Genomic DNA, 17,407 nt, shown 5'->3' on the forward strand with positions numbered 1-17,407 from the left:
CCTTCTGTCTTCGTCCGTAGATGCCATCCACACATGTAGATGGAGATTAGATACGCGAACAGGGGCCGTCAATGGGTCGGCGTCTACGATCAGCGCATGCCAGAGCAGCCGGAGCACGAAGAGCAGGTCCGCGGCGTCCGCGAGGTGAAGTCCGCGGCCCGCACCGTCGAGCTGCTCGACGTGCTCGCCGCCCGCGGCGACCGCCCGGCCCGCCTCCAGGAGCTCGCGGACGAACTGGCCGTGCCACGCAGCTCCATGTACGCGCTGCTCCAGACACTCATCGGCCGCGGCTGGGTCCGCACCGACGTCACCGGATCGCTGTACGGCATCGGCATCCACGCCCTGCTGACCGGCACCAGCTACCTGGACACGGACCCGTACGTGCGGGCGGTGCGGCCGTTCCTCGACGAGGCGTCCGAGGCGCTCGGCGAGACGATCCACCTGGGCCGCCTGGACGGGTTCGCCGTGGCGTACCTCGCGACGCGGGAGTCGCACGAGTACCTGCGCACCATCAGTCGCGTCGGGCGGCGGCTGCCCGCGCACGTCGGCGCCCTGGGCAAGGCGCTGCTCGCCGAGCGCCCCGACGACGCGCTCCCGGCGGGCCCGTACGCGCGGGCCACCGGGAACACCCTGACCACCCGCGAGGCGCTCGCCGCCGATCTCGCGGAAATCCGCGCCCGCGGTCACTCGATCGACCGCGAGGAGGGCGTCCCCGGCATCGTCGGCTTCGGATTCGCCCTGCGCTACGCGTCTCCGGCGCACGACGCGATCAGCTGCTCGGTGCCGGTCGCACGGCTCACGCCGGAGCACGAGGAACGCATCGTCGCGGTCATGCGTGAGACCCGCACGAAGATCGAGACGACGGCCCACCGGGGCTCCGCGGGCACCCCCAACTGGCGTTAGCGAGCAGGCGAAAAGGCCCTCCGCTACCCGGCCGCACCCCACCCAAACCACATGTGTCTCAGGTCACACAGCCCCGGCTTCTGCGCGGCCCCTCCGGCTTGATACAAATTGGCCGCGCAGGGCGTCCCCGGTTCGGTCCCGTTCGCAAAGACGTCGCGCTCCACCACCCCCTTTTCCTTACCACCCCCTTGCCCAAAACAGCGGTCCCACGTGTCCGGGCAGGGGGTCCGTTCTCCAGGACTGCCCGTGTCTTCGCGCGCTCCCCGGCCCGCACTGCCCGCACTCATAGCCCTCTTCACGGCCGGCTATCTCGCTGCCTATCTGCTGCCCACGGTCGTCGGCCGACTCGCCGCCGGCCTGCACCTCTCGCCCACCCAGGCCGGTCTCATGGGCAGCGCCCTGCTGCTGAGCTCGGCCACCGCGGGCCTGGTGCTCGCCGCCCGCGTGGAACGCATCGGCGCCCGTCGCGCCGCCCGCGCCGGACTCCTCCTCGCCGCCGTCGGCTACGGCACCGCGGCGCTGACCGCCACCGTCCCGCTGGTCGTCGCGGGTGCGATGATCGGCGGCTTCGGCTCGGGCACGGCGACCGCCGTCGCCGCGACCGGGATCGCCGCGCAGAAAGATCCGCACCGGGCGTCCACGCTCGGCCTGCTGAGCGTCTCCGCCCTCGCGGGCGCCCTGTATCTGACCCTCCCGCGGATCAGCGACGGACACGGCCTGCCGTTCGCCGCGCTGGCCGCCACCGCGCTCGCCGTATGGCCGGCGACGAGCCGCCTCGCGGGCGCCGCCACGCCGGACAACCGCGCCGCGCAGGCCCCCAGGTCCCCGCTCCCCCACGCCCGTTCGGGACTGGTCCTGGCCGGCACCCTGGTCTGCTGGTCGATGGCGCAGAACTCCCTGTGGGGCGTCAGCAGCCGGATCGGCACCGAGCAGGCGGGCCTGAGCGAGGTCGCCGTCGGCAGTGTCTTCGCGGTGGCGCTCGGCGCCGGGCTGCTCGGCGTGATCGGCGCGGGTGCGCTCGGCGTGCGGGCCGGCCGCGCGCTGCCGATCGGCGTGGGCACGGCGGCGATCGCCTGCTGCATCGCGCTGAGCGCCCGCGCGGACGGCCTCGCGTCCTTCGCCACCGGCGAGATCGCCTGGAACACCCTCTACCCGGTGGTGCTCTCGTACCTGTTGGGCCTGGCCGCCTCGCTCGACCCGCGCGGCCGCTGGGCGGTCCTGGTCGGCTCGGCGTCGTCGCTCGGCACGGCGTGCGGGCCCCTGGTGGGCAGCTCGCTGTCGCAGGCGGCCGGCTTCCCCGCGATGGGCACGATGCTCGCCGTGGCGCTGCTCCTGCTGGCGGTGCCGCTGACCGCGGTCACCCTGCACACCGGTGGCCGCCCGCTGTTCGCGGGTGCGGCCAGGCGGCACAGCGGCGCCCCGGTCGGCGCGGTCGTCCCGCCGTCGGGCGTGCCCGAGATGCCGGTGGTGGAGATCGAGGTGCCCGCCGTCGTCGCGGAGGCCCTGCCGGATCCGGTGCAGGGCGAGTTCACGACGTCCACGACGGCGGGCCCGTCAGGAGTTCAGCCCGAGATGTCGTCCAGCTCGTACGCCTCGACCTCGGCGAGGTAGCGCGCCCGCAGCGCCTCCTCCTCGGCGCTGCCGTCGAGGAACGACGCCACGAACGAGTTGCGGGCCAGCGTCCGCAGCCGTTCGTGGTCGAGGGCGAGGGCCTCGTGCACCGCGTGGAAGGTGTCGCCGACATAGCCGCCGAAGTAGGCGGGGTCGTCGGAGTTCACGGTGCACACGAGGCCCGCGTCCATCATCTTGACCAGCGGGTGGTCCTCCAGGACGTCGATGGCCCGCAGCCGCACGTTCGACAGCGGGCAGAGCGTCAGCGGGATCCGGTCCCGTACGAGACGGGCGACGAGCTCCGGGTCCTCCAGGGAGCGCAGCCCGTGGTCGACGCGCTCGACGCCGAGGATGTCCAGGGCCTCCCACACGTACGACGGGTCGCCCTCCTCGCCCGCGTGCGCGACCTTGCGCAGGCCGAGCGCGCCCGCGGCCTCGTACACCTCGCGGAACGTGGAGGCGGGGTTGCCGACCTCGGCGGAGTCCAGGCCGACGCCGACGATCCGGTCGAGGTACGGCTTCGCGGCCTCCAGGGTCTCCATCGCCGACTCGGCGGACTGGTCGCGCAGGAAGCACAGGATGAGCTTGGTGGTGACCCCGTGCCGCTCCTCGCTGCGCGCGAGCGCCCGCGAGAGCCCCTCGACGACGGTCCCCATCGAGACACCGCGCGCCATGTGCGCCTGCGGGTCGAAGAAGATCTCCGCGTGCCGCACGCCCTGCTCGGCGGCGCGCGCCAGGTAGGCGTCGGCGAGCGCCTCGAAGTCGTCCTCGGTGATCAGGACGGCCATCAGGCCGTAGTAGAGATCGAGGAACGACTGGAGGTCGGCGAAGAGGTACGCCGTGCGGAGCGCCTCGGTGTCGGCGTAGGGCAGCGTGATGCCGTTGCGGGCGGCGAGCTCGAAGGCCAGCTCGGGTTCGAGGGTGCCTTCGATGTGCAGGTGCAGCTCGGCCTTGGGGATGCGAGCGAGTGGTGCGAGGGACATCCGGCCATCGTACGCAGGGACCCGATCACCCACGCTTCGGCACGGGCACCCGGTCGAGGTCGCGGGCGACGGTCAGCTCGCCGTCGAACCCGGCGGCGCGGGCCTGCCGCTCGAACTCCTGCGGATCGCTGTAGCGCTGGCTGAAGTGCGTGAGGACGAGATGCCGCACGCCCGCGTCCCGGGCGACGCGGGCCGCCTGCCCGGCGGTCAGGTGACCGTGGTCGGCGGCGAGTCGGCGGTCCTCGTCGAGGAAGGTCGACTCGATGACGAGCAGATCGCACCCCTCGGCGAGCGCCTCCGCGCCCTCGCACAGCCGGGTGTCCATGACGAAGGCGACCCGCTGGCCGCGCCGCACCTCGCTCACGTCGTCGAGCGTGACCGCGCCGAGGCTTCCCTCGCGCTGGAGCCGCCCCACGTCGGGTCCGGCGATGCCGTGCGCGGCGAGCCGCTCGGGCAGGATCCGCCGCCCGTCGGGCTCCACGAGCCGGTAGCCGTACGACTCGACGGGGTGCGACAGCCTGCGCGCCTCCAGCCGGTACGCGGGGGTGTCGGCGAGCACCGCGCCCTCACCGCTGACCGGCTCCTCGGTGATGCCGACGGTCTCGTGGTACGCGGTGGAGTACCGCAGCCGGTCGAAGAACCGCTGCCCGGAGGCCGGGAAGTGGGCGGTCACCGGGTGCGGCACCCGGTCCAGATTGATGCGCTGGATGACGCCCGCGAGACCGAGGGAGTGGTCGCCGTGGAAGTGGGTGACGCAGATCCGGTCGATGTCGTGCGCGGCGACACCCGCGCGCAGCATCTGCCGCTGGGTTCCCTCGCCGGGGTCGAAGAGGATGCCCTCGGCGTCCCAGCGCAGCAGATAGCCGTTGTGGTTGCGGTGCCGCGTCGGCACCTGGCTCGCGGTGCCGAGGACGACGAACTCCCGTACGGACACAGGTGGTCGCTCTTAACCGGGAGGCCACTGGAGGCCGCGGCCGCCCAGGACGTGGGCGTGTGCGTGGAAGACGGTCTGGCCGGCGCCGCTGCCGGTGTTGAACACGATCCGGTAGCTGTCCAGCGCCTCCTCCTTGGCGACCTCGCCGGCCTCGCGCAGCACGTCGGCGGCGATCTCCGGTTCGGCGGCGGCCAGGGCGGCGGCGTCGGCGTGGTGGACGCGCGGGATGACCAGGACGTGGGTCGGCGCCTGCGGGTTGATGTCCCGGAACGCGACGGTGGTCTTGGTCTCCCGGACGATCGTCGCGGGCACGTCCCCGGCGACGATCTTGCAGAACAGGCAGTCGGCCTGGGGTTCTCCGGGCACGTTCGGCTCCTTCGCGCGGGGCGTCTCGGGTACGGCGGCATCGTATCGATCTGCCGGACGGGAGTGTTCACGGGCTCTCAGCGGCCGACGGCGGCCTCCCGCGCGACGCGGGACAGCTTCTCGGGGTTGCGGACGGCGTAGATGCCGCTGATGAGGCCGTCGTCGATCCGCACGGCCAGCACGCTGTCGACCTCGCCCGCGATCCGTACGAACACCGCGGGATGGCCGTTGACCTGCGCGGGCCTGAGCTCCGCGAGCCCGGAGATGCGGGCGAGGACCTCGACCACGCGCCGGGCGCCGACGATGGGCGTGACAGCGGCCTGGACGACGCCGCCGCCGTCGGTGAGCAGCACGACGTCCGGGGCGATCATGTCGAGCAGCCCTTGCAGATCGCCGGTCTCGACCGCCCGCCGGAACGCCTCCAGGGCGCCCTTGCTCTCGGCCGGGGTCACGGTGCCGCGCGGGCGGCGGGCCGCGACGTGGTTGCGCGCGCGGTGGGCGATCTGCCGGACGGCGGCCGGGGTCTTGTCGACGGCGGCCGCGATCTCGTCGTAGTCCAGGCCGAAGACCTCGCGCAGCACGAACACCGCCCGCTCGGTGGGTCCGAGCGTCTCCAGGACCAGCAGCATCGCCATGGAGACGCTGTCGGCGAGCTCGACGTCCTCGGCCACGTCGGGCGCGGTGAGCAGTGGCTCGGGCAGCCACGGTCCGACGTAGGACTCCTTGCGGCGGCGCAGCGTCCGCAGCCGGGTCAGCGCCTGCCGGGTGGTGATCCGCACCAGGAACGCGCGCGGATCGCGCACCTCCTCGAAGTCCACTCCCGTCCAGCGCAGCCAGACCTCCTGGAGCACGTCCTCGGCGTCGGCGGCCGAGCCGAGCATCTCGTAGGCGACCGTGAACAACAGCTTGCGGTGGGCGACGAACGCCTCGGTGGCAGAGTCCATACGCACAAGACGCCGACGCCCCCGGTTCTGTGACACCGCGTCCCCGGAACCGGTCACAGCGCCGTGGGCGCGGTCTTCGCCGGGTTCTCCGCCAGGGCCGCCAGCGCGATCCTGACCGCCTCGTCCAGCTGCGGGTCCCGCCCGGCCACCGCGTCCTGCGGTGTGGCCACCACCTCCACGTCCGGGTCCACCCCGTGGTTCTCCAGGCCCCACCCGTACCCCTCCATCCAGGTGGCGTACTTGGGCTGGGTCACCAGCGTCCCGTCCACGAGCCGGTAGCGGCTGTCGATCCCGATGACGCCGCCCCAGGTCCGTACGCCGACCACGGGCCCGATGCCGAGTGCCTTGATCGCCGCGTTGACGATGTCGCCGTCGGACCCGGAGAACTCGTTGGCGACGGCGACCACCGGACCGCGCGGCGCGTCCATCGGGTACGAGAACGGGCGGCTGCCGCGTGGCAGGTCCCAGCCCACGACACGGCGCGCCAGCTTCTCCACGACGAGCTGCGACGTGTGGCCGCCGCGGTTCTCCCGTACGTCGACGATCAGTCCGTCCCGCGCGACCTCCACGCTCAGATCGCGGTGGATCTGCGCCCACCCGGGCGCCTGCATGTCCGGTACGTGCAGATAGCCGAGCCGCCCGCCGGACCGCTCGTGGACGTACGCCCGCCGGTCGGCGACCCACGCGTGGTAGCGCAGCGGCTCCTCGTCGTCGACCGGCACCACGACGACGTGCCGCGGATCGCCGCCGCCGGCCGGTGACACGGTCAGCTCGACCGGTTTGCCGGCGGTGCCGACGAGCAGCGGCGCGGGCCCGGCCACCGGGTCGACGGGCCGCCCGCCCACCGCCACGATCGTGTCTCCGGCGCGCACGGCGACGCCCGGCGCGGCCAGCGGCGATCTGGCCCGCGGGTCGGACGTCTCGGAGGGCAGCACCCGGTCGATCCGCCAACTCTCGTCCTCCTGACGGGAGATGTCGGCCCCGAGCAGCCCCTGGCGGCGGGCGGCGGAGTTCCCCGAGCCGCGCGGCACGACGTAGGCGTGCGAGGTGCCCAGTTCGCCCTGCACCTCCCAGAGGAGGTCCACGAGGTCGTCGTGCGTGGCGACCCGGTCGAGGACGGGACGGTAGCGGTCGAGGACGCCGTCCCAGTCGACGCCGTTCATGTCCGCGCGCCAGAAGTTGTCGCGCATCAGGCGGCCCGTCTCCTCGTACATCTGCCGCCACTCCGCGGCCGGGTCGACGCTCTGGCTGATCCGGCCGAGGTCGACGGTGATGTTGGTGTCGGAGTCGTCGTCGTGCGCGGGGCGCCGGTCGCTGGGCACGACCTTCAGGACCTCGCCCGTCCACAGCAGGACGCGCTTGCCGTCGCCGGTGACCTCGAAGTGGTCGGCGTCGGAGCCGAGTTCCTCGATGCGCCGCTGGGCCAGGTCGTAGCGTTCGAGCCGGGTCTTCGGCTCGGGGTCCGTGAGTCCGGCCCGGGAGTCGCCGAGGACGCCGCGCACCGGGTGCCGCAGCCACAGCACGCCGTCCTTGGCGGTACGCAGCGTCGAGTAGCGGGCGGCCTCGACGGGGAACGCCACGATGCGGTCGCCGAGCCCTTCCAGGTCGACGCGGGTGACGGGCGCGCCCTCGCTGTCGGGCGTCTCCGCCCCGGGCGCGTCCGGGGCGTCGAACGGGCGGCCGTGCCGCTGCGGCCCGAACGGCGACGGGGTCGTCGCGGCCAGCGTGATCAGATACGGCCGCGCCCCGCTCACGAAGGCCAGGTCGAAGGCGTGCTCGTCGTAGACCGGGTCGAAGGAGCGCGCCGACAGGAAGGCCAGGTGCTTGCCGTCGAGGGTGAACGCGGGCGCGTAGTCCCGAAACCGCAGCGGGGTCGCCTCGGTGACGGCGAGGTCGGAGGCGTTGGCGAGCTTCAGTTGGCGCAGCCCGTGCGGTCCGGGGTGCGACCAGGCGAGCCAGCCGGAGTCCGGCGAGAACACGAGACCCGTCGCGTGCCCGTCCTCGCTGCGGTCCACGGCCCGTACGTCCCCGCTCTCCCGCTCGACCAGGAGGATCCGCCCGTCGTGCGCGGCGACGGCGACCCGGCCGCCGTCCGGGGCGACGGCCAGCCCGAGGATCCGGCCGAACCGTCCGGCGCCGAGCCGGCGCGGGGTGGCGCCGGCGGCGGCGCCGGTGGCGGGCGCGAACTCCAGCGCGTCGTCGCCCTCGGCGTCGGTCACCCACACCACGTGTTCCTCGCCGTCGACGCGGAAGGTGTGCGGGAGCCGGGCGCGGACGCCCTGTTCGGCGGCGAGGGCGCGGGCGGGCCCGGAGCGGTGCGTCACCCAGTGCACGGCGCCGCGCACGGCGACGGCGCTGCCGCGTCCGGTGTGGTCGGGCGACGCGGCCCCGAACCAGCGGGCGGCGTCCACCGGGCGCGGCTGGAGATCGGCCCGCTGTCCGCCGAGCCGCACGTCGATCCGCCGCGGCTGCGCGTCCTCGCCCAGGGCGTCGACGACCCACAGTTCACCGGCGCTCGCGTACACGACCCGGTCGCCGTCGGTGGCGGCCTGCCGGGCGTAGAACCCGTCAAGGGCCGAGTGCCTGCGCAGCTGCGACCCGTCGGGCAGGGACGAGTAGAGCGCCCCGACGCCCTCGTGGTCGGAGAGGAACGCGACGCGCTCGCCCACCCACATCGGGCACTCGATGTTCCCGTCGAGGTCCGCGTGCAGCCGTACGAAGTCGCCGCCGCCCTCCGGGTCGATCCACAGCTTGCCCGCGGTGCCGCCCCGGTACCGCTTCCACCAGGCGGCCTCGCGGCCCATCGGCGCGGACAGCAGCAGCACCTGGGACTCGGGGCCGTACGCAACGCCGCCCACGGGCCCGTACGGCAGTGTCTCGGCGGGTCCGCCGTCCAGCGGCACCGCCCGCGCCCAGCTGCGGCGCGAGGAGGCCTGCCCGTGCGCGCTGACGGCGAGGACCCGCCCGTCGGGCGTCCAGCCGCGCACGGCGGTGGTCCAACTCCCCCAGTACGTCAGGCGCTTGGCGAAGCCGCCGTCGACCGGGGCGACGTACACCTCGGGGGCGCCGTCGCGCCGCGACGTCCAGGCGACGGTGGCGCCGTCGGGTGCGATCCGAGGATGGCTCACGGGCAGGTTGTCGGCGCTGACCCGCCAGGCACGGCCGCCGTCGAGGGGTGCGGCCCACACGTCGTCCTCGGCGGTGAAGACCACCGACTCGCCGTGCGGATGCGGGAATCGGAGGTACGCAGGAGTCGTCACCCCGCCCACCCTAAATTTGCGTCACGTCCGCCGTCACCCGGTCTGATCACTTTCGTACGGCTCATTTGCCCTGGAAGCAGGAGCACGTCGGATCGGGCGGGTACACGGTGACGGTCTGGGTGACGGTGCGCGTGGTCCCGGGCTGCGGCTCGTGCCGGGTGGGCTGGTCGTCGTGCGAGGGCGGCGGGTTCTGCGGCGGGTGCGAAGTCGAGCCGGACTCCGCGCAGTTGCCGAGGACGGCGAGGTGGAACCAGACCTTGCCCTCGACGCGCCCGATGAAGTCGCCGCGCACACAGTGGCCGGAGACGACGCCGTGCGCCCATCCCTTGATCCGGATGTCCTCGCCCTTGTCCGTCTTGCCCCGGCAGTCCACCTCGACCTCGCTCGGTGTCGAACTGCTGGGCGTGGAGCGGCCGTTGTACGACGCGGTGCAGCTGATCCACGCCACGGGGGCGTGCTGCCGCTCCAGCTCCTGCGTGGCTTCCTGGTCGGTGGTGGCCGCCACCGTGGACGGGTTCAGGTCTCCGCCGATCGGTTCGCAGGCGACGCCTCCGGCGACGGCGGCGGCGATCAGCGCGCCGGTCGCAAGGAGACGCCGGTGCCGCAAACGGGATCCAATACGCCTCAAAGCCCCCATGGGCGGCAGCATGACAGCCCCGCCACCCGGGCGGTAGAGCACTTGCGGCCACAGCGGGCCCGCCGGCGGTCAGCCGCGCAGCAGCAGCCACTCCTGGAGCTCGACGAGATTGCCCTCGGGATCCTTGAGGTGGGCGACGCGCATCCGCTCCGTGAACGGCACGGGCCCGTGCACGAGGACGCCGCCGCGCTCGGTGACCTGGGCGCAGTAGGTGTCCAGATCGTCGACGCGCAGCACCACGAGCGAGCGGTGGCCGGTGGCGGGCTCCCCCACCTCGCCCAGGATCTCGGCCATCATGGCCCGGTCCTGGAGGGCGATCCCGGCGGATCCGCCGGGTGGCGAGAACTTCTCGTACGGCCCGCGCTCCGCACCGGACTGCGGTTTGAGCCCGAGCACATCCGCGTAGAACCGGTAGCAGGCACCGAAGTCACTGACGAGCAGCCTCACCTGGGCGAGTTCCATGGCCCCAGTTTACGGCCGCACCCGGCGACACCACCGTGTGAACCACAGTGCGTGGTCACGCCGTTACGCGTCCCACCGGCCGCCGCTCAGCCCCAGCGTCCCGTGCGTCCCAGCAGCAGCGCCACCGCCGCCGTTCCCGCGGTGGACGTGCGCAGCACGCTGCGGCCGAGCCGGAACGGCAGCGCTCCGGCCTCCTCGAACACGGCGAGCTCCTCCGGCGACACCCCGCCCTCGGGCCCGACGACGAGTACGATCTCGCCGCTCGTGGGCAGTTCGGCCGAGGCGAGGGCGCCGCTGGGAGCGTCCCGGTCCTCGTGCAGCACGGCCGCGAAGTCGGCGGCCGCGAGCAGCTTGGCGACCTCCTTCGTCGACGCGGCGTCCGCCACCACGGGGAACCGCACGCGCCGCGACTGCTTCCCGGCCTCCCGCGCGGTGGCCCGCCACTTCCCGAGCGCCTTGAGCCCGCGCTCACCCCGCCACTGCGTGATGCAGCGGGACGCGGCCCACGGCACGATCGCGTCGACGCCGGTCTCGGTCATCGTCTCGACGGCGAGCTCACCCCGGTCGCCCTTGGGCAGCGCCTGGACGACGGTGATCCGCGGCTGCTCCTCGTCCTCGACCCGCGCCGGGCCGACGTCGAGGAGCAGCCGGTCCTTGCCCTCGCTCCCGGTGACGACACCGTCGCACCACGCCCCGAGCCCATCGGTGAGGACCACGGCCTCGCCCGCCCGCAGCCGCTTCACGGAGACGGCGTGACGTCCCTCGGGCCCGTCGAGCACATACGCACCGTCGCCGGGGACCGCGCCCTCGACGACGAACACCGGCGCCGTCACTCGGCACCCCGCTGCCCCAACGCGGCCTTGGCGGCGTCGAGTTCGGCGGCGAGGACCTCCACGAGCTGCCCGGCGGGCAGCTCCCGCGCGAACCGGTGCCCCTGCCCCGCCCACAGCGCCATGCCCTGCGGGTCACCGGCCTTGGCGGCGGCCTTGCGCAGCGGTGACGTCATGTGGTGGATCTGCGGGTACGCGGCGGGCGCGTACGGTCCGTGCTCGCGCAGGAACCGGTTGACGAGCCCGCGCGCGGGCCGCCCGGAGAACGCCCGGGTCAGTTCGGTCCTGGTGAACAGCGGATCGGTCATGGCCCGCTTGTGCAGCGTGGGCGCCCCGGACTCCGGGGTGACCAGGAACGCGGTGCCGAGCTGCGCGAGATCGGCGCCGGCGGCGAGCACCGCGGCGATCTGCGAGCCCCGCATGATGCCGCCGGCGGCGATGATCGGCAGCTGTACGGCCTCCCGCACCTGGCCGACCAGCGACAGCAGTCCGACGCCGCTGCCGTCGGCCTCGGGGTTGTCGCGGTGGGTGCCCTGGTGGCCGCCGGCCTCGATGCCCTGGACGCACACGGCGTCGGCGCCCACGTGCTGCGCGGCCCGCGCCTCGTCGACCGTCGTGACGGTGACGGCGCTGCGGGTGCCGACGCGTTGCAGCGCCTGCACGACCTCGCGGGTGGGGCAGCCGAACGTGAAGGTGACCAGCGGCACCGGGTCGTCGAGCAGGATGGCCAGCTTGGCGTCGTAGCCGTCGTCGCGGCCGCTGTCGGGGTCGCCGAGCGCGGTCTGGTACCAGGTGGCCTCACCGGCGAGCTGGTGGCGGTAGACGTCGACGGCGGCCGGATCGGCACAGTCGGGCTGCGGCATGAAGAGGTTGACGCCGAAGGGACGGTTCGTCAGCCCCCGCACCTGTTTGATCTCCTGGTACATGCCGTCGGCCGTCTTGTACCCGGCGGCGAGGAACCCGAGCCCGCCCGCCTCGCCGACGGCGGCCACGAGCACGGGACAGGAGGCGCCGCCCGCCATGGGGGCCTGCACGATCGGATAGTGACAGAGATCGGTCAGTGCGGAGGACATGACCGCATCGTGCCACGTCCCATTCGGTCCGCCGAATCGGGCGTTCCGCCCTCGGCGGGCGCGAGCGACGAGGCCGGAGCCGCACCCGGCACCCCACGGGAACCGGTGGCGCCGCGGACGCGAAAGGGGCGGGGCCCGGGAAGAGATCCCGGGCCCCGCTCCCACCGGCTCACCGCCCGTTGAACGCGTCCTTCAGCCGTGAGAACAGCCCCTGCTGTCCCGGCTGGAACTGCCCGGTGGGCCGCTCCTCGCCGCGCAGCTTGGCCAGCTCCCGCAGCAGCCGCTCCTGCTCGGGGTCGAGCTTCTGCGGCGTCATGACCTCGACGTGCACGATCAGGTCGCCTCGGCCGCCGCCCCGCAGATGTGTGACACCGCGCCCGTGCAGCGGAACCGACTGGCCGGACTGCGTGCCCGGCCGGATGTCGATCTCCTCCATGCCGTCGAGCGTCTCCAGCGGCACCTTCGTACCGAGAGCCGCCGCCGTCATCGGGATCGTCACCGTGCAGTGCAGATCGTCGCCGCGCCGCTGGAAGGTCGGGTGCGGCAGCTCGTGGATCTCCACGTACAGGTCACCGGCGGGGCCGCCGCCGGGGCCGACCTCGCCCTCGCCCGCGAGCTGGATCCGCGTGCCGTTGTCCACACCGGCCGGGATCTTCACGGTCAGCGTCCGCCGCGACCGGATGCGGCCGTCACCGGCGCACTCCGGGCAGGGCGTCGGCACGACGGTGCCGAACCCCTGGCACTGCGGACACGGCCGCGAGGTCATGACCTGGCCGAGGAAGGACCGCGTGACCTGCGAGACCTCACCGCGACCGCGACACATGTCACAGGTCTGCGCGGAGGTACCGGGGGCCGCGCCCTCGCCGCTGCAGGTCGTACAGACCACGGCGGTGTCGACCTGGATGTCCTTGGTGGTCCCGAAGGCGGCCTCGTCCAGCTCGATCTCGAGCCGGATCATGGCGTCCTGTCCGCGGCGCGTACGCGACCGGGGGCCGCGCTGCGACGCGGTCCCGAAGAACGCGTCCATGATGTCCGAGAAGTTCCCGAACCCACCGGCGCCGAAGCCTCCGGCACCGCCTCCGCCGGACTGCGACAGGGGGTCGCCCCCGAGGTCGTAGACCTGCTTCTTCTGCGGGTCGGAGAGCACCTCGTAGGCGGCGTTGATCTCCTTGAACCGCTCCTGGGTCTTCGGATCCGGATTCACGTCCGGGTGCAGCTCGCGCGCGAGCCTCCGAAAAGCCTTCTTGATCTCGTCCTGGGAAGCGTCGCGGCGCACGCCGAGTACGGCGTAGTAGTCCGTGGCCACTTACGACTCCGCCAGGATCTGTCCGACGTAACGTGCCACTGCGCGTACTGCTCCCATCGTTCCCGGGTAATCCATGCGGGTCGGTCCGACCACGCCGAGCTTGGCGACTGCCTCGCCGCCCGAACCGTAGCCGACCGACACGACGGACGTGGAGTTGAGCCCCTCATGGGCGTTCTCGTGACCGATCCGTACGGCCATGCCCGAATCCCCCACCTCACCAAGCAACTTGAGGAGCACGACCTGCTCCTCAAGGGCTTCGAGAACGGGTCGGATAGTGAGGGGAAAGTCATGTCCGAAGCGGGTGAGATTGGCGGTGCCGCCGATCATCAGCCGTTCCTCGGACTCCTCGACGAGCGTCTCCAGAAGAGTGGAGAGCACCGTCGAGACCGTGCCGCGGTCCTCCGCCTCGAAGGCCTCCGGCAGATCCTGCACCAGCTGCGGTACGTCGGCGAAGCGGCGGCCCGCGATCCGGCTGTTGAGCCGGGCGCGCAGATCCGCCAGAGACGATTCGCCGAACGGCGCCGGGCAGTCGATCATCCGCTGCTCGACGCGCCCGGTGTCCGTGATCAGCACGAGCATCACGCGGGCGGGCGCCAGCGAGAGCAGCTCGACGTGGCGCACGGTGGACCGGGTCAGCGACGGGTACTGGACGATCGCGACCTGGCGGGTGAGCTGCGCGAGCAGCCGCACGGTCCGCCCGACGACATCGTCCAGGTCGACCGCGCCCTCCAGGAAGTTCTGGACGGCCCGGCGCTCCGGGGCGGTCATCGGCTTGACGTTCGTGAGCTTGTCGACGAAGAGGCGGTACCCCTTGTCGGTGGGGATGCGCCCGGCACTGGTGTGCGGCTGGGCGATGTATCCCTCGTCCTCCAGGGCGGCCATGTCGTTGCGCACCGTCGCCGGCGAGACGCCGAGGCGGTGCCGCTCGGTGAGCGCCTTGGAGCCCACCGGCTCCTCGGTTCCGACATAGTCCTGGACGATGGCGCGCAGCACTTCGAGCCTGCGTTCACTGAGCATCGGCGCACACCTCCAGCGACCTTCTCGTCGTGATCTTCCCTTTTGGCACTCCCCGCGGGCGAGTGCCAATCGTCCCCGGCTCAGTGTACGGCCGTGGGGTACGGCCCCGGCAAGGCCGCTAGCGTCGTCCCCATGGAACGTGGTGAACGCATCGACTGGACGGCGGCGGGCTGGGAAGAGCTGGCGCCACGCGTGGGGCGGGTCAGGCTGCCCGGCTGGGACTGCACGACCGGCCTCGTCGTGGGGGACGGCGCGGCCCTGCTGATCGACACCGGATCCTCACTGCGTGAAGGCTCCCGGCTGCGCGCGGACGTCCGGCGCCTCCTGACGCCACACGGGAGAGTGACGCACATCGCTCTCACCCATCCGCACTTCGACCACGTCTTCGGCACGGCCGCGTTCGCGGGCGTCGAGGTGTACGGGGCCGTGGGCGTCGACGCCGTCTTCGCGCACGGCGCCGACGCGCTGCGCTCCGACGCCGTGGGGCACGGTCTGGACGAGGACCTGGCGGGCGAGGCGAGCGACCTGCTGGTCACGCCGCACCACCGGGTGTGCGGGGAGTGGACGCTCGACCTGGGCGGCGGCCTCCAGGTGCTGCTCGCGAACGTCGGCCCGGCGCACAGCGGCCACGACCTCGCGGTGCTCGTGCCGGGCATCGCCGGTGCCCCGGAGATCGTCTTCTGCGGCGATCTCGTCGAGGAGTCCGGGGAGCCGCAGGCGGGCTCGGACGCGGCGCCCCGGCAGTGGCCCGCGGCGCTCGACCGGCTCGTCGCGCTCGGCGGCGAGGACGCGGTCTACGTCCCCGGGCACGGATCCGTGGTGAATGCGGGTTTTGTCCGCGAGCAGCGCGCCACACTGGCGGCCCGCTTCGGCGTGTCCTAGGACGGGCGCGCCCACTTCTCCTATCGTCGGCCGAATGCTCCCACCCGTCTCCCGCCACCCCTCCCACGAGGGTCCTTCGGACCCGCAGCGCCGTGCGTACGGCCACGCCGACCTCACGCCCCCCTGGAAGCGGAACAAGCCGGTGCCCGAGGTACCGGCCGAGCCGGATCTCGTGGTCGAGGAGGTCACCACCGGGTACTGCGGCGCGGTCGTCCGCGTCGAGAAGACGGCGCAGGGTCCGACGGTGACCCTGGAGGACCGCTTCGGCAAGCAGCGCGTCTTCCCGATGGAGCCGCGCGGCTTCCTCCTGGAGGGCAAGGTCGTCACGCTGGTGCGGCCCGCCGCCGTGGCGCCCGCGCCGGTCCGCCCGACCCGTACGGCCTCGGGTTCGGTGGCGCTCCCCGGGGCCCGTGCGCGCGTGGCGCGGGCCGGCCGCATCTACGTCGAGGGCAAGCACGACGCGGAGCTCATCGAGCGGGTGTGGGGCGACGACCTGCGCATCGAGGGTGTGGCGGTGGAGTTCCTGGAAGGCGTCGACGACCTTCCGGCGATCGTGTCCGCGTTCGCGCCCGGACCCGACGCCCGCCTCGGTGTCCTGGTCGACCATCTGGTGCCCGGCACCAAGGAATGGAAGATCGCCCGGTCGGTGACGAGCGAGCACGCCCTGGTCGTGGGCCACCCGTACATCGACATCTGGGAGGCGGTGAAGCCGTCCTCGGTGGGTATCGAGTCCTGGCCGCGGATTCCGCACGGCCAGGACTGGAAGACGGGCGTGTGCCGGGCGCTCGGCTGGCGTGTGGCGAACACCGGCGAGGCGTGGCAGCACATCCTGTCCCGGGTCAGGTCCTACAAGGACCTGGAGCCCGAACTCCTGGGCCGGGTCGAGGAACTGATCGACTTCGTCACCGCGTAGGACGCGCCGCCCACCGCGAGCGGCGCCCTCAGTCCACCAGGTCCCGCACGACCCCGTCCGCCAGCAAGCGCCCGCGCAGGGTCAGCACGGCCCGGCCCGCCTGGAACGCCTCGCCCTCCAGCAGGCCGTCGGCCACGGCCTTGCGGGCCGCCGCGAGACCGGCGGGCTTGAGCAGCGACACGGGGCACCCGTCGCGCAGCCGCAGTTCGAGAAGGATTCGCTCGACCCGCCGGTCCTCGTCGGCCAGGATCTCCCGCCCGGCGCCGGGCGACTTCCCGGCGGCCAGCGCGGCGGCGTACGCCCCGGGGTGCTTCACGTTCCACCAGCGCACCCCGCCGACGTGCGAGTGCGCCCCGGGCCCGGCACCCCACCAGTCGGCGCCGCGCCAGTACAGCTCGTTGTGCAGGCAGCGCGCCGCCTCGGACGTGGCCCAGTTCGACACCTCGTACCAGTCGAACCCGGCCGCGGTCATGACCTCGTCCGCGATCAGGTACCGGTCGGCGTGGACGTCGTCGTCGGTCATCGGGACCTCGCCGCGCCGGATGCGCCGGGCGAGCTGGGTGCCCTCCTCGACGATCAGGGCGTAGGCCGAGACGTGGTCGGGTCCGGCCCCGAGCGCCGCGTCCAGCGAAGCCCGCCAGTCGTCGTCGGTCTCCCCCGGCGTGCCGTAGATCAGGTCCAGGTTCACGTGCTCGAACCCGGCCGCGCGCGCCTCGGCGACACAGGCCTCGGGCCGACCCGGCGTGTGCGTGCGGTCGAGGACCTTCAGGACGTGCTGCCGGGCGCTCTGCATGCCGAACGAGACGCGGTTGAACCCGCCCTCCCGCAGCTCGCTCAGATACGCGGGGTCCACCGACTCGGGGTTCGCCTCCGTCGTCACCTCCGCGTCGTCCGCGAGGCCGAACTCGTCGCGGATCGCCTTCAGCATCCGTACGAGGTCGGAGGCGGCCAGCAGGGTCGGCGTACCGCCCCCGACGAACACGGTCCGCACCGGCCGCGGGTCGTCGCCGAGCACCTTGCGGGCGAGCCGGACCTCGTCCACGACCAGGTCCGCGTAGTTGTCGCGGGACGCGAGCACGCCGCCGCTGCCGCGCAGCTCGGTCGCCGTGTACGTGTTGAAGTCGCAGTACCCGCAGCGCGTGGCGCAGTACGGGACGTGGAGGTAGAAGCCGAGCGGTCGCGACGCCGCGTCGGCCAGGGCTGAGGCGGGCAGCGAGCCGTCGTCGGGGACGGGCTCACCGTCGGGGAGTGCGGAAGGCATGCCCCCATTGTCCCGCCTCCGCGAA

General features: G+C 73.0%; 16 protein-coding genes. 4 read left to right on the top strand and 12 right to left on the bottom strand.

Annotation, left to right across the window (positions count from 1 at the left end):
• The first annotated feature begins 96 nt into the window (after window positions 1-96).
• Both V2W30_RS13240 and V2W30_RS13245 read left to right on the top strand, forming a co-directional pair.
• A complete protein-coding gene (locus V2W30_RS13240; protein WP_338696345.1) occupies window positions 97-903 on the top strand; it encodes an IclR family transcriptional regulator in 807 nt (268 codons plus the stop codon).
• Between the two features lie 246 nt (window positions 904-1,149).
• Entirely contained in the window at window positions 1,150-2,514 is a 1,365-nt protein-coding gene (locus V2W30_RS13245) for an MFS transporter (RefSeq protein ID WP_338696347.1), read from the top strand.
• Here the strand turns inward: V2W30_RS13245 and V2W30_RS13250 are convergent.
• The 11 genes from V2W30_RS13250 to hrcA all read right to left on the bottom strand — a co-directional run bounded on the left by V2W30_RS13250 (window position 2,466) and on the right by hrcA (window position 14,326).
• Window positions 2,466-3,497, bottom strand: coding sequence for an adenosine deaminase (locus V2W30_RS13250; protein ID WP_338696349.1), 1,032 nt, complete (start codon window positions 3,495-3,497; stop codon window positions 2,466-2,468). The genes V2W30_RS13245 and V2W30_RS13250 overlap by 49 nt on opposite strands.
• A 25-nt stretch (window positions 3,498-3,522) precedes the next feature.
• The gene (locus V2W30_RS13255; protein ID WP_338696351.1) at window positions 3,523-4,431 is read right to left on the bottom strand and encodes a ribonuclease Z; all 909 of its coding nucleotides are present in this window, start codon (window positions 4,429-4,431) and stop codon (window positions 3,523-3,525) included.
• Between the two features lie 12 nt (window positions 4,432-4,443).
• Complete coding sequence (locus tag V2W30_RS13260) at window positions 4,444-4,797, bottom strand: histidine triad nucleotide-binding protein (protein WP_338696353.1); 354 nt, start codon at window positions 4,795-4,797, stop codon at window positions 4,444-4,446.
• A gap of 77 nt (window positions 4,798-4,874) precedes the next feature.
• A complete protein-coding gene (locus V2W30_RS13265) occupies window positions 4,875-5,741 on the bottom strand; it encodes an RNA polymerase sigma-70 factor (RefSeq protein ID WP_338696355.1) in 867 nt (288 codons plus the stop codon).
• A gap of 53 nt (window positions 5,742-5,794) precedes the next feature.
• Window positions 5,795-9,001 carry a S41 family peptidase gene (locus V2W30_RS13270; RefSeq protein WP_338696357.1) on the bottom strand — a complete coding sequence of 1,069 codons (3,207 nt, stop codon included), beginning with the start codon at window positions 8,999-9,001 and terminating at the stop codon, window positions 5,795-5,797.
• Between the two features lie 61 nt (window positions 9,002-9,062).
• The gene (locus V2W30_RS13275) at window positions 9,063-9,608 is read right to left on the bottom strand and encodes a hypothetical protein (RefSeq protein ID WP_338696359.1); all 546 of its coding nucleotides are present in this window, start codon (window positions 9,606-9,608) and stop codon (window positions 9,063-9,065) included.
• Between the two features lie 99 nt (window positions 9,609-9,707).
• Window positions 9,708-10,100, bottom strand: coding sequence for a VOC family protein (locus V2W30_RS13280; RefSeq protein WP_338696361.1), 393 nt, complete (start codon window positions 10,098-10,100; stop codon window positions 9,708-9,710).
• Window positions 10,101-10,186: 86 nt separating this feature from the next.
• Window positions 10,187-10,933 carry a 16S rRNA (uracil(1498)-N(3))-methyltransferase gene (locus tag V2W30_RS13285; RefSeq protein ID WP_338696363.1) on the bottom strand — a complete coding sequence of 249 codons (747 nt, stop codon included), beginning with the start codon at window positions 10,931-10,933 and terminating at the stop codon, window positions 10,187-10,189.
• Window positions 10,930-12,003: a nitronate monooxygenase gene (locus V2W30_RS13290; RefSeq protein ID WP_338696365.1), complete on the bottom strand. Its 1,074-nt coding sequence runs from the start codon at window positions 12,001-12,003 to the stop codon at window positions 10,930-10,932. Before V2W30_RS13290 ends, V2W30_RS13285 begins: the two co-directional genes overlap by 4 nt.
• A gap of 169 nt (window positions 12,004-12,172) precedes the next feature.
• Window positions 12,173-13,309 (bottom strand): molecular chaperone DnaJ, encoded by a 1,137-nt coding sequence (gene dnaJ, locus V2W30_RS13295; protein WP_338696366.1) that lies wholly within the window; start codon window positions 13,307-13,309, stop codon window positions 12,173-12,175.
• Window positions 13,310-14,326 (bottom strand): heat-inducible transcriptional repressor HrcA, encoded by a 1,017-nt coding sequence (hrcA, locus tag V2W30_RS13300; protein WP_338696367.1) that lies wholly within the window; start codon window positions 14,324-14,326, stop codon window positions 13,310-13,312.
• Between the two features lie 132 nt (window positions 14,327-14,458).
• Here hrcA and V2W30_RS13305 point away from each other — a divergent pair, with 132 nt between their 5' ends.
• A complete protein-coding gene (locus V2W30_RS13305) occupies window positions 14,459-15,208 on the top strand; it encodes an MBL fold metallo-hydrolase (RefSeq protein ID WP_338696368.1) in 750 nt (249 codons plus the stop codon).
• A 34-nt stretch (window positions 15,209-15,242) separates the two neighbouring features.
• Window positions 15,243-16,121, top strand: a complete 879-nt coding sequence (locus V2W30_RS13310) for a DUF3097 domain-containing protein (protein ID WP_338696369.1) — start codon at window positions 15,243-15,245, stop codon at window positions 16,119-16,121.
• Window positions 16,122-16,149: 28 nt separating this feature from the next.
• On the opposite strand, the gene hemW is transcribed toward V2W30_RS13310, so the two are convergent.
• A complete protein-coding gene (gene hemW / locus V2W30_RS13315; protein ID WP_338696370.1) occupies window positions 16,150-17,382 on the bottom strand; it encodes a radical SAM family heme chaperone HemW in 1,233 nt (410 codons plus the stop codon).
• Window positions 17,383-17,407 lie beyond the last annotated feature (25 nt).

It is taken from the genome of Streptomyces sp. Q6 (assembly GCF_036967205.1).
GTDB classification, from domain to species: domain Bacteria; phylum Actinomycetota; class Actinomycetes; order Streptomycetales; family Streptomycetaceae; genus Streptomyces; species Streptomyces citrinus.